Genomic DNA, 23,105 nt, shown 5'->3' on the forward strand with positions numbered 1-23,105 from the left:
CCTTATAAAATAGTATTATAATCATTAATTAATAGTTTGGAAATAGCATGAGACGAAAAATGAGCTTCCACATGTTTTTTTAATTGTTCACCAATTATTTTAGATTTTTCTGAGTTCTCAATATAATACATTAATGCGTTCGCTAATATATTGGGCATTTTCGGTTTAATTAATTGACCCAAAGTTTCATTTTTAATGACCAAATTACAATTGCCGACTTGCGTAGCAATAGTAGGTAAAGCGGCTAAACCATACTCTAAAAGCGCCATTGGCAAGCCTTCAGATTGTGATGACAAAACCGCGATTTCACATTGGCTTAAGATATTAGAAACATCTATTTTACTGCCATAAATAAATACACTTTTTCCTAATTGTAATTGTTTAACACTTTTTTGGATAGCTTTGGAATAATCATCATTAAAATCCTTACCTACACAATGTAAAGTCCATTCTGGATACTTTTTTACTACTTCTGCAAAAGCAGTAAATAAAGTAAAGTGATCTTTCTGTTCTCGCAAGTTTGCTAAATGTATAATCCGCTTTCCAGCTAATCCATTTAATCTCGTAATCTTATCAAATTCAATATCAACAGCAAAATTAGAAATATAGCTTACTTTTTTACAGTTTAATTTATGTTTTGCCCAATTTTCTAAAGTTTCATTAACACTATAAATTTGTGAAAAATAACGAGAACATATTTTAAGCATTTTAAAAGAACGTGCTTCTAAAAATTCACTTTGCCCATAATGGTCATGCCATACAATCTTGACTTTATTGTTGAGTATTTTTGTAACTGTAGCTAAAAAAAAAGAAGTGGAATGTGCGTGAATTAAATCAATTTTATTCTGTTTAACAAAAGCACTTAGTGTTTTAATTGCTTTGGCGTCAATAGTTTTTGTTTTATTTAAAAAAAGATAATTAACTTGAGGATTAATACTCTCCTTTAACAATCCTTCTTCCCTTGTGGCACATAGGTAAGAAGCTTCAATTTTAGAAACTAAAGCATTGGCAATATTAACTGCCACACGCTCTGCGCCTCCTGGATGTAAAGAATCTATTAATTGTAAAACCCTCATTTAATGTTGTAATAGTTTTGCTATTTCCTTTTCAAACTTATCTAAAGTATAATGCTGAGACCATTTTAAAGCATTTTCAGACATTAATTTTAGTCGCGCTTCATCTTCTAGCACAATTTCTATTTCTTGTATTGCTGCTTCTAATTCTGCTGTAATTAAAATACCTCTTCTACCATAATCTAACATGAAAGGTACGCAGGAAATTTTAGTTACCACAGGAACACATCCAAAAAACATAGCTTCTGCAATGGCTTTTGGCCAGCCTTCAGATTTAGAAGGTAATATTGAAAAATGTGCTGTTTTTAAAGCTGCTTTTACCACATCTTTACTTTGATTGCCGTGGATGGTAATAATATTATGTAATTTATTTGTAGAAACATATTGAGACAATTTATCTTTTAAATTACCGTCACCAAACAAATCTAAACTCACATTATAGCCTTTTTGTTTTAAATGTTCTATAATTTGAATGGCTAATAGCGGACGTTTACCAATCACCAAACTTCCAATAAACACAAATTTTAGTTTTTTACTATAATCTCGTGTTGAGATAGTTTCAATTTCTGAAGCTTTATAGGTTGCTGTAAAAAAAGGTTTTATGTTTTTAGTTTGGTTCTCCCAATCGCCATATACTAAAACCTGCATATTTCTGGTTAAAGTCGTATTACTTAAAATCCATTTTTGAAATCTGTAACTTAATGGTTGTGTAGCTTCAGGATCCCAATTACCAGCATATTTTGCGGTTTTTGCTTTCTTCGGAAAAAATATTTGTACAACACATCCTAACAAACCCATATTTCCAGGACATCGTAAATGTATATAATCTGCTTTCTGACAGGCTCTAAACAATTTAAAAAAGAGTAATGGTAAATTTAAAAGCGATAAAAAAATATGTTTTACACTAGTAAATTGAATACCTGGAACACTCTCTAATTTTAAATTTTTATGTTCATAAGGCATTTCTATAGCATTAATAATACCATCAGTTTTTGGAGCTATAACTGTTGTATTATCCACATACTTTAACCATACGTTCATTTCACGAACGTAAGGTGCATAACTAAAAACCTGTTGGTTTTTAGTTTTATGTATAGCATGAGAAATAATTAAAAAATTCATCTTTGTATTTTAGGAGCATTAAAAATTAATGACCACCAACCTACTATTCGTCCTAAACTTTCGGTAAACGCTTCTTTTCTTTTTGATGTGGTAATAACGTTGAGAAATCTTAATTTAATGAGCAAGATAGCGGTTACATGCCATTTAAACCGTGCTTTTAAATTTGGATTTGGATATTTTACACGCCATACATACCAACCGTTTCTAATCACCATTTTTCCGTAATTAAATTTATTTGGTCTTCCAGATGCATCGTGATAATGCGCTAACTGTGCAGCTGTATTTATATATAGTTTTCCAGTTTTTGCTAAACGTAAAGAAAAGTCAGCATCTTCATACAAACCATAACCTTCAAAATAGGTTGAAAATGATAAGTGATTAAACACGTCTTTTTTGTAAGATGAAACGCCTCCCATTATTTGCTCTACAGGATATATTTTTCCTGAAGGTGGTAAAAAACTTACCGATCGTCCGTTAGAAAATGTGGGCATAAAACCAGGTGGAACATCTGGTAAAACACCAAATAAACGCCTAATTTTAAAACGTAATGGCTCTTTACGTTGCCAACCATCATAATAAAAATAATTGGCATTATTTGTAGTGTTTTGCTTTTGCCATACTATCTCATTGGTTATATAACCTCCAACTGCTAACGCGTTAGGTTTTGTTTTGTAAGTACCTATTAAGGCTTCAAAATAATTTGGAGTTAATATGATATCATCATCTAAAAAACAGATGATTTCTGTATCGTCTTCAACCAGATTTATACCATAATTACGTTGCTTTGTAAGTCCACGATTACTTTCATCTACCTTATAATAACTTAGATTTTCAAAATTATTTTTATTTAAAATAGTTTCAGTTTTAATATCCGTTGAACCATCAATAATTAGAATACTGTTAGGATACATTGTTTGCGCTCTAACCGATTGCAACAACTTTAAAAGTGGTTGTGGCCGCATGTAGGTACAGATGATTAGAGCGAACTTCATTTTAATTATTTTGTACGTTTACCTAAGTCCATTAACTTTTTTGCATAAAAAACCGACTTATTAAATTGCAGTAGTCGCATTGGTAACTTTATAAGTCTTAAAGGCCATTCTATTACTTTAGCTTTGGTAAAATAAAACACAAAGTATTTAATTTTGTACTCTTTACGTTGCCTTGGTGTAAAATGTTTATGTAACTGATACATAATGGTTGGGCTAGGTTTTGGTACAATATTTTTAACAGGCGTATCTAATTCCCAAGGTTGTTTTTTTCTTTTCTTTCCTCTTATTTTCGCTTGTTTTCCCCAAAAACGATAACCTCCAACTGGTGGCTTTAAATGTAAATTTACAGAAAATGGATTGTGTAAAACGGTAACGCCTAATTTTGTTATGGCCATCCCGAAATCGCTGTCTTCTCCATAACCACCATCGTAATTAATATCGTTACCAACAAGCGTATCTACAACGCGTTTAGAAACACAAGAATTTGCATTACTAAAGGATTGTGCTGCTCCAACTTTCCAGCGTTCGTTATCGAATGCTTTTAATTTTATATCTAAATCTTCTAAGGTTTGCTGTTGGTGGTCTGCTCTAATATCTAAACCATTACATGCTTCGGCATTATAGGTTTGCAATAAACGAATGTGATTTTCTATAAACTGAGGTTGCAATCTTACATCATCATCGCCAAAAACAATATAATCTCCAGTACACAAATCGATAGCCTCATTACGTGCACGGCAGCTACCTTTGCTGGTTTGCCATTTAAAAGTAACTTTAAATGAATAATTATCTTCCTTATATAACGTTAAATCTCTTGCTTTTTCTGGTGTTGCATCCACCACAACAACTTCTGTAGGTTTGTAGGTTTGATTCTCTAAATCGTTTAATAAATTTAAAGTAAAATCCTGACGCAGCATTGTTGGAATTATATAACTAACAGTAGGTTTTCCTTTTATAGCATTTAGCTGTCTAGGTGCAACCACCTTTTTTTTAGATTTTAAAGTGAATTGCTTCGCGTAGTTATATGCCTTTAATTCACTTAATTTCCAAATGCCTTTTCTAAATAGCATGTAGATAGCATGAGGCTTTTTAAAGCTTTTAAAATAAAAAGTATAGCTATCTTTTTTAGGAATATTTATCTCTTCTTTTGAAGCTGGAAATAATCCTTTTATATATAATGGAATTGCTCCTTGGTAGCGTAATCCATTAAAACCAAAATCTAAAGCTGCGGTTTGTGTACTTATATAATCGCTATCAAAACCTCCTAAAGTTTCCCAAGCGTCTTTTCTTACTGCAAATTGATTTGGGTTCACTCTCCAACTCACACACTTATCTAAATTATTGAAATCGCTAGCATACCAGAAATAAACTACAGATTGATATACGATTTCTGGAAATGCATTTTTATAGCCTTGGTCTAAACTGCTATGCCAAATATCGCCTTCGCTAAGTGCTAAAGTATCTAATACATCGAGATTGGGATTACCAACATATAAAATTATGCTTCCGTTTGATGCTATATATTCTTTAAAATTCACTTACTTTTTTCTTTTATAGTTTTACTGTAAAATTCAACACTTTGCATTGCAACCAAGTCATTACTAAAAGTCGTTTCCACTTTTTTTCTAGCCGCTATTCCAAATTGCTGACTTAATGTTTCGTTTTCAAGCAATTCTAAAATTCTATTTGCGAATATGTTATGTTCGGTTGGATGTACTAAAAACCCTTCTTTTTTATCATTAATAACTTCTTTAGCCCAACCAATATTTGAAGCTACTACCGCTTTTTCCATTGCCATAGCTTCTATCCAAGATACAGGTAAAGCTTCTGCAAAAGTAGGAAAAACACAAACATTAGCCTTCTTAATTAAATTTTGCATTTTAGAATAATCTACTGCTCCTTTATAGTCAACTTGTTTTATACTTGTTTTAGTAAATAAATACTTCATTAATTGCCAGGTAGATGGATTACCTGTAGTAATATCCGGACTGTCTTTTCCTACTAAAACAAGCTTTACTTTTGGATGTTTTTCATGTACCAAATTAAATATATAAGGTAATTCTAAAAGTCCCTTTTTTCGAATTAATGTACCAAAATATAATATAGTTTTTTCTGTAGATGTGTTTTCTTGCGGACTAAATAACTTTAAATTAATACCATTATGGATAACTTTAAAGTTTCTATTTAATCCAAATAAAGTATTCGTTAATTGTGCTGTGTATTTACTTACCGAAATAATACCATCAGCATTTTTAAATGCTTTTTTTTCATGATATTTATTGATTGTTTTAACTTTTCTATTATCTAAATGACAAAAATAACTATCGCTACCATGTAATCTTAAAACCAAAGGACATGTTGGATTTATAAATGATGAAATACCTGTCCAATCTGGTGCTTCAATAATATCTATTTTATTTTCAGAATGTAAAGTATTTGCTAATTTTTCAATTTTTTTCTTGGCTAAAAACCATGATAGACCTTTAATTTTAGGATTCTTAATTTTATAAATAGTTATATCTCCATCTTTAAAAAAACCATCTTCCTTTTGTCCATAAACTAAAACTGATACTTTATGTTTTTGTTTAACCAATGCCATAGCTAAATGCTTAATACTAGTGCCAATACCTCCTGAATGCCCTAAGCTTTCATGTGGATATTCTGGTGTTATGAAGGCTATTTTCATAAATTTAATGCTGTTATTAAATGCCTAGTAAAAGCTTCTGCTCCATTTTTATTAAGATGACTGCAATTTTGGAATAAACTATCCTCTTTTATTACTGTAGAAAAATCCTTGAAATCAGGTATTTTTTCTTTTAATTTAGAAAGGTAGTTATTAGCTACTAATCCAGAACAAAAAGGTGCACAAAAATAAGTAACCTTAATATTATTAGCCGTGCACAATGCGTCTATTTCTATTAGGCTTTTATTTTTTTCTAATATTGTATTAGGCAAACTTGCAGTATGTTTTTCTCCTTGATTAATTGAATTAAATAGAGGAACAAAACCATTACTAAAATCTGTTTTGGATTTTTTATTTATTGAAGATGCAAAAAATTCTCTAAACCCTAATCTATAATCATTACTGGCATATCTATAAAAAGGTATATAATAATTTTTAAAATAACTAGAATCTACTCTATTCATGTAATTTTTAATAATAGTATTACTTCTTATATAAGGCAAGGCTTGAGAATGTACTATGTCTGAACTAGATTCAAAATTATATATATAATCTACTTGAACAAACAGTCTTTTTATTTTTACTTTTTTATCTATTAAAAGTCTTAAAAATAGATTCATATCACCAAGTCTTGCACCTTGTGTACCTAAATTTAGAGCTTCTTTTTTTGTTTCGCTTTTTATAATTGAAGGCATTATAAAATTCTCTGTTCTTGAACTTCCTAAAAAAACATAATCAAATTCTGTACCTGGTTTAAGGTTAAGAATGTGTTGTGTTTTGTTTCTTGGAAAAGCATTTTCATAAACTTTAGTATATAATATATCTAATAGAAACAATACCATTATTATTCCTAATGTAATGACAAGACAATTTTTAATAAATCTATTCATCTAAAATTGAAAATATATAAAACTTGAGTGCTCTGAGAACACACCCAAAATAATGATTAATATTAAAATTAGTGACATAAATACTTTTCTATATTTACCTACAAAAGGATGAATATTATTACGAGATAACCACTCCACTAAAATAAAAAACAGCAACAACAATATGGCTTCAAAATTATAACGCTCTATTGCTAAGTATTGAAATGAAAAATCTCTATTTAAAAATAATCTTTTTAAATAATTAAAAGCATCTTTTAAAGTATTGGCTCTAAAAAACACCCAAGCTAGTGTTACTAGCAAAAACGTAATTAACATTTGATATAGTGATTGTAAACCACTTTTAGAAAAGCTAAGTGTTACCGTATCTAAATACTTTCGGTTTCTATTTAATAATAAAGAAGGTAAAAAATAAAAGGCGTTTAATAAACCCCAAAAAATGAATGTCCAATTAGCACCATGCCAAAAACCACTGACTAAGAAAATTGCAAATACGTTTCTAATTTTAAGTATATTAGAAACTTTACTTCCTCCTAACGGAATATATAAATAATCCCTAAACCATGTTGATAAGGAAATATGCCAACGTCTCCAAAATTCTGCAATGTTCCTTGAAAAATAGGGTTTATTAAAATTTTGTTTTAAATCAAATCCCAAAACTCTAGAAAGACCAATAGCCATATCTGAATATCCAGAAAAATCACCATAAATTTGAAAAGCAAAATACACCGCACCAAGTAAAAGACTAAGTGCATTCATATTTTCGTAATTATCGAATATTGTATTTACATAAGTTGCACATGTATCTGCTATTACTACTTTTTTAAATAATCCCCAAACAATTAAGTACAAACCAGAAGTTGCATATTTATAATCAAATATTCGTTTTATACTAAATTGCGGTAATAAATGCGATGCTCTTTCTATTGGACCAGCAACTAATTGTGGAAAAAATGCTACGAACGCAGCAAAATTTACTAGTGATGTTGATGGTTTAAGTTTATTTCTATAAATATCTATAGTATAACTCATGGTTTGGAATGTGTAAAAAGAAATTCCTACTGGCAATATAATGTTAAGTGATGTTACATTAGATGTTATACCTACACTTTCCCATGCAATAATCCAATTTTCAATAAAAAAATTTGCGTATTTAAAATAGCAAAGTAATCCTAAATTAAATATGATACTTATAGATAATAAGCCTTTTCTTGTATTAGAGTTTTCGAATTTGACTAATTGGTTTCCTATAAAATAATCAACTAGGGTACTTAAAATAATTAATCCTAAAAAATGCCAATCCCACCAAGCATAAAAAACATAACTTGCGAGTAAAATAAAGACATTCTGAAGTTTAGTTTTATTTCTTAACGGAAACCAATAAATAATAAAAACAATAATAAAAAAAACAAGAAATGTAAAAGAATTAAAAAGCATTTTTATTTTAAAAGGTTTAAGTGTTTTTCTACCATAAAATCTATAGAAAATTTGGTTTCAATTAAATCCCTTGTATTAATTTTAATCTGCTTTTCTCCTGTAATTATAGATTGTAAAAGTACAGTTAACGCCTGTATATCTTTAGTTTTAAATATATAACCATTTTCGCCGTTTGTAATTACTTCTTCGTTGCCTCCAACTGGTGTTGTAATTACTGGAATATTTGCTGCTAAACCTTCTAAAATAGATAGGCTAAAACACTCCATATGTGTTGGTTGCAACATATAATCGTAATGTTGATAGGTTGATTTTAATGACGCACTATTTCCTTTAAAATTAAAAACGAATTCTAATTTATGTAAAGTTACTAGTTTTAATAGCTCAGTTTTATATTGTCCATCTCCGTAAACGTCAATTTTTAAATTTTTAATTAAAGGTTGTGGTAATTTACTAACCGCAAGAATTAAATCTTGAATACCTTTTGAAAATCGCAAATGAGATACCACTAAAAATTTAGGGTTCAATGTGGCTCTCCGGGTAGTTTTAGGTATAATACCTTGTATTAAAACGCCATTGTAAATTGTTTTTGTCTTAGGTTTTAAAAACCAACCAAAATCGTTTAAAATAGCATGATTAGTATAATCTGAAACACCAATAAATTGATCGATATGTTTGGCATATAAATAGCCTTTTACTTTCTTTTTAAGTTTTTTTATTAATGGATAACCATTTAGTGGCCTTGGATTATGATCTATAGCAATAATCTTTGTATTTAATAATTGCTTAACCTCAGCATGAAATGAAGTACATAACTCTACAAAATGAGTAACAACATGTGTGTAAGGCGTTTTATTTTTTTTTATATGATTAATGAATGATGCTTCAATTGAAATGTTTTCGTTTGCTATAATATTGAATGTATTATAATTACTGTGTGTTGCATTGTTAGGAAAAAACCAATCAACAGTTATATTTTGTTCTTCACATTTTTTATTAAATACCCAAAAAAAATAGTCCATACCACCAATTCGGTTTTCGAGTAATTTATAGTTACAAATTATGGCAATATGTTTTTTCATAATATTTTAAAATATAATATTATATAGTTTTCATTGCTTTAATAATTCTTTTACTAGTGTCTTTTAATGGCGCTCCAATTTCAAATTTTATTAGCTCTTGTTGTTCCTTAAATCTAATCTTCGGATTAATTAACGATTCATTAATAGCTTCATAAAAATTAGATTCGAGTTTTATTATTTCAACAGCATTACTTTTTACAACTTTATCATAATGATTATAATTTAAATATTTTTGATCATTATATAGCCCATTATGCTCATTCCCAAGTGCTATATTAATTACAGGTTTATCAAATAGCATAAAATCTAAACTCATTGTGGAACACATATTTATATTTAAATTACAATGCATCAAAATACTCCTTAAATTAATTAAATCTTTTTCACTTGGAACTCTTTGAGACCAAGTTTCAACATGATTATCTCTTGTAAGTTCCCAATTAGGGAAGTTCCATTTTATATTTGGATATTTTTCAATAATGTCTTTAAATCTAGACTCATCTTCAGCAGGTGAAGTTCTTACTAAAAAATTTACACCTTCAATCTCTTTAGAAACAATACCTTTTGCTATAATTTCAATATATAATGGATCTAATTTACTTGTTGAAACATCTCCACAGCTATAACAAATTGTTTTCTTTGATTTATCTAAATTAAAAGTATTATAAAAATAGTTTGAGTCAGATGCATATTTATCTATTACATAAGTTTCAAACTGAGGAGTGCCTACAACAAATATTTTTTCAGAATTTGTATTTGGATAAAAATATTTTAATTCTTTTTTCATGATATCACTCCAAACTAAATACCCATCAAACTCACCTAACATTCTTCCTTTAGATGATAAATTGTCCCAACTAAATATAAAACTCAAAGTTTTTATATCTAATCTTTGAGCGGCATACAATAGAGGTGATAAATTATAAGGACGCTGATGCGTAAATATTAAACTATCCGGTTTATCTTCAACTAAAAAATCTCTATATTTTATATATATATTATTATTTTTAAATGTATTAAATTGTAATTTTTCATAAAAAGCTATGTTTTTTTCTGAATGAAAAAATTTTGTTATTATATAAGCTAAGTAAATTAAAAAACTTGTTGGCGTATTTATTTTTTCTGGTTTACCATTATTATAACTAGTTTTAATACCAAAAAAAGAAAGGTGCTTTTTCATGTGAGCAACTTCTTTTAATTTCCTATAAAACCATGTATTCTTTTTTTCTCTAAAGATATCGAGCTCTCTTACATATAAATTTTTAAATTTTAAGTGCGTATAAACATCTGCTATTAGTCCAGAGTAAATAACCACTTCATCATATTCTTTTACAGCTTCTTTAATAAAATCACTTAAAATAAAATTTCTATAGCCAACGCCATCTGCTATTACTATACCTATTTTTGACATTGCTCTACTATTTTTTTTAATTTCTGAATAACAAATAACTCCGTTTTTTCAATAGATTCAAAAGTATTACCTCCAATATGAGGTGTAATAACTACATTATTATTTTTTTTAGCATATTTTACTAATGGATGGTTAATAATATCTGGTTCTCCATATAAAACATCAGTAGCGTAACCTGCTATTTTATCAGTATTCAATAAATTTAATAATGCTTGTTCATCAATTACACCACCTCTTGAGGTGTTAACAACTAAAGCATTCTTTTTTAAGGTATTTAAATTCTTTTCATTTAAAATAAAGTGTGTTGAAGTATTGTAAGGTAAATGAATGGATAATACATCAATTTCTTTAAAAAGTGCCTCTATAGAATTTACAGCAGTATATTTATTTTCGTATTTTTCTTGCTTATTAATATCATAATAAAAAACATGCATTCCCATTACATTGTAATATTCTGCTACTATTTTCCCTAATCTTCCTAATCCAATAATACCAACCTTTTTTTTATACAACTCTGTACCTTGAAATTGTGTTCTATCCCAATTTCCATTCTCGACATGACTGTAAGCATTTTTTGTTTTTCTAATAAGTGTCAATAATAAACCTATAGTATGTTCTGCAGTGGCTCTAACTTCTTTTAAAAATTCAAATTCTCCTTTTAAACTAATAACGGTAATATTATTTTCTTTACATGATTCTAAATCTATATGATCCAATCCTGTTACAGCGCAAACAATGAATTTACATTTCGAATTTTCTAAAATCTCTTTAGTTAATTTATGATTCAATCTGAACCAAAAAATATCGCAAGAATGTAAAGCTTCTATTAATTGCTGTTTTGTTTCTATTGTTTTAAATTGATAAGTAGATACTTTACGCAAAACATTTTCAGTGTTTTGAGAGATAGATTCTATTCCAGAGATTATTGTGTGCATTATAATTTCCCTTTTTTCCATTCACGAATTAAGACTTCTGCTATTAAAAGATCTCTAGGAGTATCTACATTTGCCCATTTAGATTCTGGCATAATGTATGCTTTTTTGTTTGCGGAAATGAGTTTTTTGCTTTTAATAAAAGTACTTACTCGTGTTGCATAAATAGCTCCATTTCTTAAATAAACTGGTTCTAAATCTTGTCTTCTACTGCGTTCAAAACCTTTATTTAGTGCAATCATATTTGATTTTGAAGACAAAGTATACATTCTTGCAGGATGAATGTCTTTTAGTTCTATCACAGAAACTACGCTCTCTAAATCTTTTTCGTCATTAAACATTTTTATAACATTATCTATATCTTCTACCTCTCTAATTGGAGCCGTAGGTTGTAATAATAGTATGATATCATATTCCTTTTTTAGGTGCTCTAAAACTTCAATTATTACTGGTTCTATTGCTGCTGTATCTGATGCATTTTCTTTGGATCGTTTTATAAAATTACAATTATAAGATTTTACAACTTCAATAATTTCATCATCATCTGTAGATACGTATAAATCTGTAATTAAGTTACTTTTTTGAGCTGTTTCAATAGTGTAACTAATTAATGGTTGCCCATCAACTAATCTAATGTTTTTCTTCTTTATTCCTTTTGATCCACCTCTAGCTGGAATAATGGCTAAAATTCTCATATTAATAGGTAATAGTTTTATGAAATTCTAAAGTCGTATTTGCTAAAACCTCAGCAATTTTTATTCCTGCATCACCATCGCCATAAATAGACTCTGAAGTAATATTTTTATTAGCAATACGCTCTAAAATTGCATTTTTAATTTCATCTTTATTATAAGATACATCGGCAACATTATTACCGCGTTTTCTTCTATTTTGCCTAGTTCCAATATTAACAACTGGTACACCTAAATAAGAACATTCTCTAATACCAACACTAGAGTTCCCTATTAAACACTTGCTATTTACTAATAATTTTAAAAAATCGTTAGGTTCCATATTTTTAAAGAAATGAATATTTTTTGGTTGTTTTATTTCTCTAAAACTTCTTATTCCGCTTGAAGTTCCATCTGAACCTGCGTCTACATTTGGCCAAAACCAAAAAGTCGGAATATCTAAATCATTTATAACTTCCAGCGTTTTTAATACATCTTCTCTTGCAGATTTATATTCTGTAGTTACAGGATGTTGCATCACTACAATATAGCCGTCTTTCCAATTTATATATTCTCCTACACCTCCATATTTTTCGAAAGGATCAAAATGTATAGCTGGATTATTTTTAATTTCTAATGCTAAATCTATTGATGGACAGCCAGTATTAAAAACTGTCTCTGGTCTTTCTCCCATTTTCACTACACGCTCATAAGCGTCTTGAGAAGCAACCAAATGAATATCTGCTAACTTTGTATTGGCATGTCTTACTTTTTCGTCTATATTACCTGTAACTTCTCCTCCTTGAATATGAATTAAAGGAATATTTTGATAGGCTGCCGCTATAGAAGTTGCAATGGTTTCAAAACGATCTGCAATAGTGATAACCGCATCTGGCTGCAATTTATAAAACACGTTAGATAACTCCATAACACCTAAACCTGTTGTTTTTGCCATTGCTGTTGGGTTCTCACCTTCTAAAACCATAAATACTTTTTCGGCAATTACAAAACCATCATTCTCTATAAAATCGACTGCATTACCATACCGTCCTAATAAAGCAGAACCAGCAATTACTAATTGCAGTTCTAATTTGGGATGATTTTTTATTGCAATTAAAGCGGTTTTTATCCTACTGTAAGATGGTCTAGCAGTAATGACAACACATATTTTTCTAGGCATTTTTATTTATTTTAAATCTTTTAAATTTAAGAAATCCCACTTACTTAAAGTATGTTCCAAGGTTTTTCCTATTACATTTTCATATTCACTTGCATCTATACCTAATCCTTTTGGTTTTTTTGCTTCTAAATCATCAAATGTAATAATATGCCCTTCTGGACAGTCTTTATTTACTGATAATGATTTTTCAAAAATATGTTTTAATTCTTGAAATTGCTCATTTTTACTTTTATCTATTGGGTTACTTAAAGAAATATTGATGTTTTTAACCGCTTTAACAAGCTTGGTTGTTTCTTTTAACGTTAATGAGGATTTAGCATCTGGTCCAAACATATTTTTATTAAATACCACATGAAACTCTAATAATTCTGCACCTAATGCTGTTGCTGCAATACAAGCTTCTATGGATGCTGAGTGGTCTGAAAAACCAATTGGTACTTGATACCGTTCTTTTAATTCTTGAATTACATTTAAACCAAACTGTTCTGGTTTTGTTGGGTAAGATGTAGTGCATTGTAAGATTGAAAAGTCAACTTTTCTTTTTTCTAAAAATTGTGCTGTAGCATCTAATTCTTTAAAAGAACTCATTCCTGATGAAATAATTACCGGTTTTCTTGTTTGAGCAATTTTTTCTAAAAGCAAAAAATTATTAACCTCTCCAGAGCCTACTTTATAGCGCTTTACACCTACTTTCTCTAACAAATCAACAGCTTCGTTACTAAATGGCGAACTCATAAATTCTAAACCAACAGCATCACAATGAGCTTTAATACCTTGCCACTCTTCTAATGTAAATTCCATACGTTTCCAGTACTCAAAACGTGTTTTGTCTTGTTTAGAAAATTTTACACGAAACGGTTCGTGAATACTACTTTCTGCTTCTGCTATATGGGTTTGAAATTTAATTGCATTAACTCCTGTTTTTGCAACAGCGTCTATATAGGCGTGTGCCATACCTAAACTGCCATCGTGTGCTTGTGCTATTTCTGCTATTATTAATGTCATAAATTTATGGCCAATTGTAATTTAAAATATTTTTTGGTTTTTCAGTAACTATACCAGATGTCCACATAAACCGTTTGTATGCATAATCTGAAATATCAATAGTTGCTTTATAAATATAATCCTCTGAAATTTTTTGCATTACATTTTTTCGTTCAATGTAAAACTGTTTGTTCCAACTATCATCTTTTATATTATTGTATGTTTGCTCCAATTTGTTAAAAATATCATCTTCAATTTCCTGATATCCGGTTAGGCACCCATATTCTTTCAAAACATTATCCATTACTGCATTTTTATAGCTGATACCTAGTATTGGAATACCGAACGAAATAGCCTCAATTAATTTACCTTTTAACAAATTTTGATGTGTAAAAGCATCTACAACAAGCATACAATCTACATATCTAATAATTTTTAATACTTCTTCTCTACTTAATTTAAATAAAATTTTAGCATCTGGTAATGTTTTTTTTATCCACTCTATAGAAGCATTATCGTATTGACTTAATATGAAAGTAAATTCAATTTCTTTTCCTTTTGAAGTTTTATAAAACTTTTGTAAACCATCTCCAAATTCTTTTGTAAATGCGCTTTTGTAAAAGGTGCCTGTATATACAAATTTTAGTTTTTTAGTTTTTGGTTTATCTCTTTTTTCATAAAGAACTTTCTGCTCTTGCATGGCGTGAGGGATTACGAAACATCTTTCTTTATCTAAATTATATTTTTCAGCTATTTGCATAGCCAATTTATAAGAAGGAAAAGTCCAACATTGCGTTTCTTTAATCGCATTCAAAAGTATTTTCTCTCCATTATTATTTCGAGAATTATTTAAATCTAAAGGATCATTAATGTTTATTATAATAGGAGTTTTAATTAAATTATTGATTACTGGCAATACAGAAAACATTGGTAAAACTCTAACCCAAACAACGATATCTTTTTTTATTATTTTATTGTAAGATTTCTTTTGAAATTTTAACCATAGATATTGATATAATGAATCAACTTCATTTGAATTAACAAAAATTTTAAAAGATTTATTTAATAATAGATATAAAATACCTTTTAAACTATTTCGATTTGATTTATAAAAAGAAAATATTTGCCTTAAATATGTATTTCTTTTTTTTAATACACTTGTTTGTGATGAAAATAAAATATGCTCTACATTGTTTTTTTTAATAATATCTATCCAATTTTTATTTACAACACCTTCACTTGAAGCTATTTCAGGATAGACTGCGTATGCAGATATTAAAATTTTTTTCATCACACTATAGTTCTTAATATCGATTCCAATTGAGTTGGTGACAAATAAGTTTCTAAATCTTTTCTGTTAAGTCTCAACTCTTTTTTGTTTGTCTTCCAAATTATATATAATTCTTCTATTAACTCAGCTATTTTTTTTGAATCATCAATGGTGCAAAAATAACGATAATTTTCACCTAATAATCTTCTAGTTTCGCTTCTTCTCGGACCTAAATGTAATATTGGTTTATTAGCTTCTACACAATGTGGAAATTTACCAGGCAGAAACGGACTGATATAAGATTTGGCTTCTATAATAATATTTATAGATACTTGTTTTTGCAATTTGTAAACTTCATTAAAAGATACATAGCCATCACTTACGTATAGCTCTTTAATATTTTTATTGTAATCGTTAAGTGTGTGTTTATAGTAATCAGCATTTCCTAACATTAATAATTTAACTTCTTTTTTTGCTTCAGGATGTTTTTTAAGAAAAATTTTAAAACCTTCTATTAGTCCAATTGGTGATCTTGGCATCATTAAATTACCTGCATGAAGTAAGGTGAACTTTTTTGAATTAAAATAGTCTAGTGGTGTATAATTTAGATTTTTAAATTTTGAATTTTGATGTGGTATAACTAATCCTGTTTCTAAAAACTTAGGATAAAATTGTCCCATCCATTCTTTAAGTAATTGGCTTGGAAATGCAGAATATTTGGCACTTTCAGAAACTTTCCTAAAAAAAAGTTCTTTTTGCTTATAACCTGCCTCTACCCAATTGTAAGGTTCTGGATACAAATGAAATGGATAAGGGTCATGTACATAAGCCAACCATTTACTATGTAAACTAGGCAAACTTAACATAGCATGATGTGGTCTAAAACTAGCACCTTGACTTAAAGTTATTATTAAATCATGATTGTTGTAATACTTTTTAGTAGCATTTGCAATGCTTTTAGAATCGTTATAAAAAGTAAATGAGTGCCCGAAAATGTTCTCTAAACTTTTAGATATATTTATTTTAGTAGCTCTTTGGAATACACGTTGTGCGCGACTTAAAAAATAGTTTAAACTGCTTTTTTCTTCTTCAATTTTAATACAGTTTATTTGAGAAAGTAGTATCTTCTTTCGTGTATAGTGAAGCACTGTTACACTATAGTTACATAAAAGCAAAGCATTAATTAATGCTACATTGGCTTTTGCACCACTTGTAGCATTTACATCTATAGATTCTGCTATTACTAATATGTTTTTTTTAGTACTCATAAATTACCAATTCTCTCGCCAGTCAATATTATTTTTTACATTTTTTGCAGGATTACCAGCTATTATATTTTTATTATCTAAAAAATTACTAGTAACCACACTTCCTAATCCAACTATATTTATAGAGCCTATTTTCACACCAGGTGCAAACTTACAAGAAGAACTAACATAGGTAGGATCTCCTATTTCTATATCTAGATTTTTTCCTGTTTTGGTATGGATGGATCCATGTGTCCAAAACTCAGAATTCTTTCCTGCAATCCATGTATTATTTCCTATAGTAATGTTATTCCAAACATCAAAATAATGATTGTTTATCACTCTAGAATTGTTTCCAATTTTAAAGACACCACTACCAACAATATTGTTGTTAGAATGGAACACAGTATTATCTCCTATTATTAAGGTATTACAAGTAAAATTATTACCATTAGCTATTTTTACATTGTTTCCAATAGTTACCTTTTTACAATTAAAATAAGCTTTACCTATAGTAACGTTTTTACCAATTTTGTAACCTAAAATATGCTTTAGAATCACCACTTTTAAAAAAGAAAATGGCACATATTTTAACACTCTTAATAGAATAGTTCTAAAATTCATTATACATTACTCTTTTTTAATCCTCTTTTCAATTTCTGCTCAATTATCCAAAAAGGAAATAAATAATATTTTATTGTTCTTGCATTTCCTTCTTTTAATGACATATTACTTTCGGAAATGATTTTTTTAAAAAATTTAAAATCTCTAAAATGAATGGATTGATTAACTAAATAATTTTCAATATTTTTTGAAAGTAATTGATTGTTTTTAATGCTTTTTAAAACTAAATAAATGGCTTCTTTTTTAGAGTTTACTCTTTTAGGATTATTAGACCAAAATTCTCCAGTATTGGAGTTTTGATGCTTTCTATTATAATATAAAACATTGTTTATTATTATTCCTTTAAAGCCATTACTAATAATTTTTATGTAACATTCCCATTCCTCGGCATATTGTAAATCCTCATTAAAACGACAGCTTTTAAAGCACTCTTTTCTCCATAAAACGGTACAAGAAGCTAGACCAATTTTACCTGTAACAACAGCTTCAATATTATCTGTGTTTATATTACCAATAATTTCGGTTTTTGTGTTTTGGAATTCTGGAATGTCGTTAACAAAAGATTGTTTTTGATAATGACAAAAATCCACATTGTGTTTAACATTTATATTTTGTGTGATTTCCAATATTTTAGGATGCACCAAATCATCATCATCAAAAAAAACAATATAATCTCCTTTTGCTATATCTAAACCGTAATTACGGCTACCGCACAATCCTTTTTTATAATTGTTTGGCCTCTTTAAGTACTTAAATCTATTATCTTCTTTAAGTATATTAGAAATAACTTCCTCTGTATTATCTGTACCACCATCATCTACAATTATGCATTCCCAAGACTTAAAAGTTTGAGCACGAATAGTTTTAAGCATATTTAAAATAAAACTTGCTCGATTATAAGTGGCTATTATAATTGTTATGGTTGGATTCATAATTTTAAAATTTAACTAACCTATATCCTTTATTAAAAAATTTATAAAAATAAAAACCGGTATATATTTTAATAAATTTAGGTATTATAAATATTTTTATGTTTTGTAGTAAAAAATTAAATATCTTATTTGAAACTGGTTTTTTTATTATTAAACTTTCACGTAATAAAGGAGTTAAAAGTTTATAAAATCTAATATAAATATCTTTAGTTAATTTTTTACTTTCTTTTAGTAATAGGAAGTGTTTACTATAAACATAATATACTGAGTTAATTTGTTTCTCATCTCCTTTTTGGGCTAGCGTACTCAATGTATTACCTTTTTCATATAAATTATAACGTTGATAAGAATTAGCGGTATAACCTATTTTAGGTTTTCTATAAATATTCCTTAAATTAAAATCCCAATCATCTAAAGTTTGAACAAATTCATCAAAATTTTCTGTTAAAAATGACTTTAGCCATAATGGTCCACTTACATACCACGAAATTTCACCAAGTAAATACGCTTTAGTAGTATCTTTGGCTGCAACTTTATTTTTAAATAACGTCTTATTCTTATCAACAGAAAAAAAATCCATTGGAGATACCAATACATCCAAATTATTCTTTTCCATTATTTCAATTTTATCACTTAAAAGGTTATAATACATTACATCATCATCATCAAAAAATTGGATATACTTACCTTTTGCATTTCGTAAACCTAAATTTCGACAAGCACTTGGTCCTTTTAGAGTATTATTTAATCTAGATAACAGTTTAATTCGAGAATCTTTTTTAATAAATTTTTTTAGAGTTTTTATAGTTAATTCATCGCTACCATCATCAACGATAATACATTCCCAATTTTTAAAACATTGTGCTATAATGGAATCTAACGCACCAGTTATTAAATGAGCTCTTCTGTAAGTTGGTATTATTATGGAAACTAAGGGTTTCATTTTTTAATTATTTTATCAAAATATTTAGTTATCCTATATGTCCCTCTTTTACCGTAAAAATGTTTATTAATAAAAAAAATACCTATAAAAACAATTTTTTGTTTTTGCGTAAGTTTTAATTCTTTTCCAAACTTTTTAATTAAAAAATTAATATTTTTAAAGGAAGTATAATTTCGTGAATGTCCTTTTACAAAACCGTAAAATTGTTGAATAAAAATTCTTCTGTTTTTTAACAAAAAGTTACTATCAAATAATTTGAAAATTGATAAATAATACTCTTTTAAACTTATAAATAATTGGTTACTAAAATGTTTAGTAAAATATTGTCCTCTTATAACTTCATTAAATCGGTAATAACTATCTGTTTTATCAATTGAAATATAAACAGGTCTTAATTTCTGTAAAACTTGAATAGAAAATTCAACATCTTGCAGCCTATACATTTTTTCATTAAACCTGACAGCACTGGATTTTATGAAATCTGATTTTATAATAGGTCTACTGACTTGCCAAGGTAAACTTCCTTTTAAAAACTCTAATATAGTATCTTCAATATTTTTATTTATTACAATTCTATCTTTATCAATTTTTAGACTATTAATATTTTCAAACCGTCCCATTGAAAAAATCACCATATCATATTTAGAGCCTTCAATTGCTTTTACTCTATTACTAACACAGGTTTTTATCATTAAATCATCACTATCAAAAAAAATAAGATATTTCCCTTTTGAAAGTCTTAACCCATAATTTCTACAAGCATTTGCTCCTTTAGGTTTATTTAAAGGTCTTTCGTGTAACTGAAAACGCTTATCTTTTTTACAATAAGAATCAATTATTTTAAAACTGTCGTCTGTACTACCATCATCCACCACAATACACTCCCAATTGGTATAGGTTTGTGCAATAATAGAATCAAGTGTTTCGCTTATTAAAAGCGCTCTATTATAGGTTGGAATTATTATGGAGACTAAAGAATTTGTCATTGTACTTTAGGTGTAGAATTTGAAAAAGTGGCTTTATGAATTACTTCATTATTAACCGTTTTTAGTAAATTTCTTATTTTATTTTTCACAGCTTCCTCAGAATATACTTCATAGAAAACCTTTTGATTTATTTTATAATTTGTAACACTTAAGTTAGTTTCTAAACTTAATTGGTTTATGCTATCAGTTGTATATATTTTGCTACCAATAGTATTATAATAAAAATAGACAGGGCTCTTTTTATTTAAAAAAATTTTAGTTCCAGAATATGCCAATGCAATAATATTACCTACAGCTTGTTGTCTAATGTGATTAAATATTGCAAAACCGCAACTTGACAGAATCTTATTATATTCTTCTAACGGCATAAAATTTAAAAGTGGCACAAAATTTTCTCCAAAAAAACAAGTTCCTTTTTCGATAACAAAATCTATGTATTTTTTAGTTCCTCCATAGTTTAATGGTACTATTATTTTTCTATTACCTAAATTTAGTTTTCTTAATTTATTAAAAGCATCAACATGATTATTTGTTGGGTTTCCTGAATTTCCTATTAAAATATCTCTGGAATTTAGAACATTTTGGTTTAATTTATTGTTAAAAATATCTTCTATACACAAATAACTAAATGGTGCCAGCTTTGGAGAAATTTTTAATTTTTTTAAAACTTTGTATTCAGTGGGCACCACAGGAACAACAATATCAATGTTTTTTACTGCATTATAGTATTCTATATCATATCTATTGTTTAAAATAGATAATATTTTATTAGGAAGAAAAAACTCTATTTTTTTTCTTTTTAAAAATAACCAGAGTGAAAACTGATTATAAAGTAATTTATTTTTAAAAGTTAAATCTCTAGAATTTTCTTTTACAAACTGTTTTGTTTTTGGACTATATAAATTTCTTTTTATCGACATCCATGTACCATACAAATCATATCCCCAAATAAACCAAACCTTAACAATTTCAGGTTTTAAAGAATTAACCAATAATTGTTTTGGTAAATTTAACGCATGAAAAAAAACAACTTTAATATCACTGTCGTTTATAAAGTTTACAAATTCTTCTTTAACGCTACTCTCTGAAAAATTTAAAACTGTAATGCTCTTAGATTTTACATATTTGAGTGACTTTTGATTTGATGCTATTATAAAATATTCCGACAACCCTGGAACTGTCTTCTCAAATAGTTTTATCGCAGGATCAATAAACTTATCATCATCAAAAACATGAAATACTTTGGTTTTATTTAATGTGCTACTTAAATGCATTTCTGGATGTTTTTATTAAAAAACTAACTGTTGCATAATTTTTAAACACATTTATTAAAATTTCACAGACTCTCATAAATATTTAATTTCAAAATTTCCTGGTAAAATTGCATGATTTCCTTCTCTATTAAAATTACCAGTGTTCCATAAATCTCCAGCTAAAACATTAATTGAAACTGCATTTTCGATTAAATCTATAAAATTGTTTGGTTTTGTATCAAATTCTGTAATTAATAATCTTATTCTATAATTCCCTGCTCTTAAATATAGATTAGGTATTATTAAATCAAAATAATCTTTGTTTTCTAAATTAAAAAAATTAAAACCAGTCTCATCACTTATATAAGATAGAGAAATATTAAAGTCATTATCTAAAAAACTTACTGCAGCAATAAGCTTACTATAATCAATTTTAAAATTACTTTTTTTTATTTTAACTCTAATTTTTAAATATTCTCCAGAAATTACTTCAGAAACTTGATCATTTAAATTATTAAAAAATGAGACATCTATTATTTTTAGTTTTTGATTTCCAACGCGGTCTGTTCTTTCTTCTAAAATTGACTGTTCTTTATTTTTTTCAACTGATAAATAGTAATTAACAGATTTATTTTGGTCACCTTCAAAAACCACCTTACCATTCTCTAATACAATACATCTAGTACACAAACTCTTAACCGCCGCCATATTATGACTCACAAATAAAACAGTCCTACCTTCACCACGACTAATATCCTGCATTTTCCCAATAGCTTTTTTCTGAAACTCTGCATCACCAACAGCCAAAACCTCATCAACAACTAAAATCTCTGGCTCTAAAAAAGCTGCCACTGCAAAAGCCAAACGCACAGTCATACCAGAACTATAGCGTTTTACAGGTGTATCAATATAACGTTCACACCCAGAAAAATCTATAATCTCATCTATTTTAGAGGCAATTTCTTTTTTTGTCATACCTAAAATAGCACCATTTAAATAGATATTTTCGCGACCAGTCATTTCACCATGAAAACCTGTACCAACTTCTAAAAGAGAGGCTATACGACCTCGTGTTTTAATTTCTCCAGTTGTTGGTCCTGTTACTTTTGAGAGTATTTTTAGTAATGTAGATTTTCCTGCTCCGTTTTTACCAATAATCCCTAATACTTCACCACGTTTAACTTCAAAATTAATATCCTGTAAAGCCCATACATACTCACTTTGTCCTTTAGTACTACGGTCGTTACTTTCTCCTACTTTTAAATAAGGATCCTGTTTGCCTCGTATGCGATGCCACCAACGATTTAAATCGTGAGAAATCGTACCTGTACCTACAAGCCCTAAACGGTATTGTTTAGAAATGTTTTCGGCTTTTAATATAATGTCTTGATCTGCCATA

General features: G+C 28.2%; 21 protein-coding genes. All 21 read right to left on the reverse strand.

Annotated elements, in window-relative coordinates:
- Positions 1–2: 2 nt before the first annotated feature.
- Positions 3–1,076: a glycosyltransferase family 4 protein gene (locus BWR22_RS10470; RefSeq protein WP_076733623.1), complete on the reverse strand. Its 1,074-nt coding sequence runs from the start codon at positions 1,074–1,076 to the stop codon at positions 3–5.
- Positions 1,077–2,195 carry a glycosyltransferase family 4 protein gene (locus BWR22_RS10475; RefSeq protein ID WP_076733624.1) on the reverse strand — a complete coding sequence of 373 codons (1,119 nt, stop codon included), beginning with the start codon at positions 2,193–2,195 and terminating at the stop codon, positions 1,077–1,079. It lies immediately after the preceding gene.
- Positions 2,192–3,187, reverse strand: a complete 996-nt coding sequence (locus BWR22_RS10480; protein WP_076733625.1) for a glycosyltransferase family 2 protein — start codon at positions 3,185–3,187, stop codon at positions 2,192–2,194. The genes BWR22_RS10475 and BWR22_RS10480 overlap by 4 nt, the downstream gene beginning before the upstream one ends.
- Positions 3,188–3,192: 5 nt before the next feature.
- Entirely contained in the window at positions 3,193–4,725 is a 1,533-nt protein-coding gene (locus BWR22_RS10485; RefSeq protein WP_076733626.1) for a glycosyltransferase family 2 protein, read from the reverse strand.
- Positions 4,722–5,873 (reverse strand): glycosyltransferase family 4 protein, encoded by a 1,152-nt coding sequence (locus BWR22_RS10490; RefSeq protein WP_076733627.1) that lies wholly within the window; start codon positions 5,871–5,873, stop codon positions 4,722–4,724. Before BWR22_RS10490 ends, BWR22_RS10485 begins: the two co-directional genes overlap by 4 nt.
- Entirely contained in the window at positions 5,870–6,760 is an 891-nt protein-coding gene (locus BWR22_RS10495; RefSeq protein WP_076733628.1) for a hypothetical protein, read from the reverse strand. The genes BWR22_RS10490 and BWR22_RS10495 overlap by 4 nt, the downstream gene beginning before the upstream one ends.
- Positions 6,761–8,194 carry an MBOAT family O-acyltransferase gene (locus tag BWR22_RS10500; protein ID WP_076733629.1) on the reverse strand — a complete coding sequence of 478 codons (1,434 nt, stop codon included), beginning with the start codon at positions 8,192–8,194 and terminating at the stop codon, positions 6,761–6,763.
- A 2-nt stretch (positions 8,195–8,196) separates the two neighbouring features.
- A complete protein-coding gene (locus BWR22_RS10505) occupies positions 8,197–9,273 on the reverse strand; it encodes a glycosyltransferase family 4 protein (RefSeq protein WP_076733630.1) in 1,077 nt (358 codons plus the stop codon).
- A 19-nt stretch (positions 9,274–9,292) separates the two neighbouring features.
- Positions 9,293–10,684, reverse strand: coding sequence for a hypothetical protein (locus BWR22_RS10510; RefSeq protein ID WP_076733631.1), 1,392 nt, complete (start codon positions 10,682–10,684; stop codon positions 9,293–9,295).
- Positions 10,672–11,619: an NAD(P)-dependent oxidoreductase gene (locus tag BWR22_RS10515; protein WP_198033374.1), complete on the reverse strand. Its 948-nt coding sequence runs from the start codon at positions 11,617–11,619 to the stop codon at positions 10,672–10,674. The genes BWR22_RS10510 and BWR22_RS10515 overlap by 13 nt, the downstream gene beginning before the upstream one ends.
- Positions 11,619–12,311, reverse strand: a complete 693-nt coding sequence (locus BWR22_RS10520; protein WP_076733633.1) for an acylneuraminate cytidylyltransferase family protein — start codon at positions 12,309–12,311, stop codon at positions 11,619–11,621. Before BWR22_RS10520 ends, BWR22_RS10515 begins: the two co-directional genes overlap by 1 nt.
- A gap of 1 nt (position 12,312) precedes the next feature.
- Positions 12,313–13,467 (reverse strand): UDP-N-acetylglucosamine 2-epimerase, encoded by a 1,155-nt coding sequence (gene neuC / locus BWR22_RS10525; RefSeq protein ID WP_076733634.1) that lies wholly within the window; start codon positions 13,465–13,467, stop codon positions 12,313–12,315.
- Positions 13,468–13,473: 6 nt separating this feature from the next.
- Complete coding sequence (locus BWR22_RS10530; protein WP_076733635.1) at positions 13,474–14,472, reverse strand: N-acetylneuraminate synthase family protein; 999 nt, start codon at positions 14,470–14,472, stop codon at positions 13,474–13,476.
- 4 nt (positions 14,473–14,476) lie between these two features.
- Positions 14,477–15,742 carry a glycosyltransferase family protein gene (locus tag BWR22_RS10535; RefSeq protein ID WP_076733636.1) on the reverse strand — a complete coding sequence of 422 codons (1,266 nt, stop codon included), beginning with the start codon at positions 15,740–15,742 and terminating at the stop codon, positions 14,477–14,479.
- The gene (locus BWR22_RS10540; RefSeq protein ID WP_076733637.1) at positions 15,742–16,989 is read right to left on the reverse strand and encodes a glycosyltransferase family protein; all 1,248 of its coding nucleotides are present in this window, start codon (positions 16,987–16,989) and stop codon (positions 15,742–15,744) included. Before BWR22_RS10540 ends, BWR22_RS10535 begins: the two co-directional genes overlap by 1 nt.
- A gap of 3 nt (positions 16,990–16,992) precedes the next feature.
- Complete coding sequence (locus BWR22_RS10545; protein ID WP_076733638.1) at positions 16,993–17,592, reverse strand: acyltransferase; 600 nt, start codon at positions 17,590–17,592, stop codon at positions 16,993–16,995.
- Positions 17,592–18,524, reverse strand: coding sequence for a glycosyltransferase family 2 protein (locus BWR22_RS10550; RefSeq protein WP_083678285.1), 933 nt, complete (start codon positions 18,522–18,524; stop codon positions 17,592–17,594). Before BWR22_RS10550 ends, BWR22_RS10545 begins: the two co-directional genes overlap by 1 nt.
- Positions 18,525–18,528: 4 nt before the next feature.
- Positions 18,529–19,467 (reverse strand): glycosyltransferase family 2 protein, encoded by a 939-nt coding sequence (locus BWR22_RS10555; protein ID WP_076733640.1) that lies wholly within the window; start codon positions 19,465–19,467, stop codon positions 18,529–18,531.
- The gene (locus BWR22_RS10560; protein WP_076733641.1) at positions 19,464–20,453 is read right to left on the reverse strand and encodes a glycosyltransferase family 2 protein; all 990 of its coding nucleotides are present in this window, start codon (positions 20,451–20,453) and stop codon (positions 19,464–19,466) included. The genes BWR22_RS10555 and BWR22_RS10560 overlap by 4 nt, the downstream gene beginning before the upstream one ends.
- On the reverse strand, positions 20,450–21,727 hold the full coding sequence (locus BWR22_RS10565; RefSeq protein WP_076733642.1) for a TDP-N-acetylfucosamine:lipid II N-acetylfucosaminyltransferase: 1,278 nt from the start codon (positions 21,725–21,727) through the stop codon (positions 20,450–20,452). Before BWR22_RS10565 ends, BWR22_RS10560 begins: the two co-directional genes overlap by 4 nt.
- A gap of 72 nt (positions 21,728–21,799) precedes the next feature.
- Positions 21,800–23,104: an ABC transporter ATP-binding protein gene (locus BWR22_RS10570; RefSeq protein ID WP_076733643.1), complete on the reverse strand. Its 1,305-nt coding sequence runs from the start codon at positions 23,102–23,104 to the stop codon at positions 21,800–21,802.
- Position 23,105: the final 1 nt, after the last annotated feature.

Origin of the sequence: Lacinutrix venerupis, assembly GCF_001971745.1 — a bacterium.
GTDB classification, from domain to species: domain Bacteria; phylum Bacteroidota; class Bacteroidia; order Flavobacteriales; family Flavobacteriaceae; genus Lacinutrix; species Lacinutrix venerupis.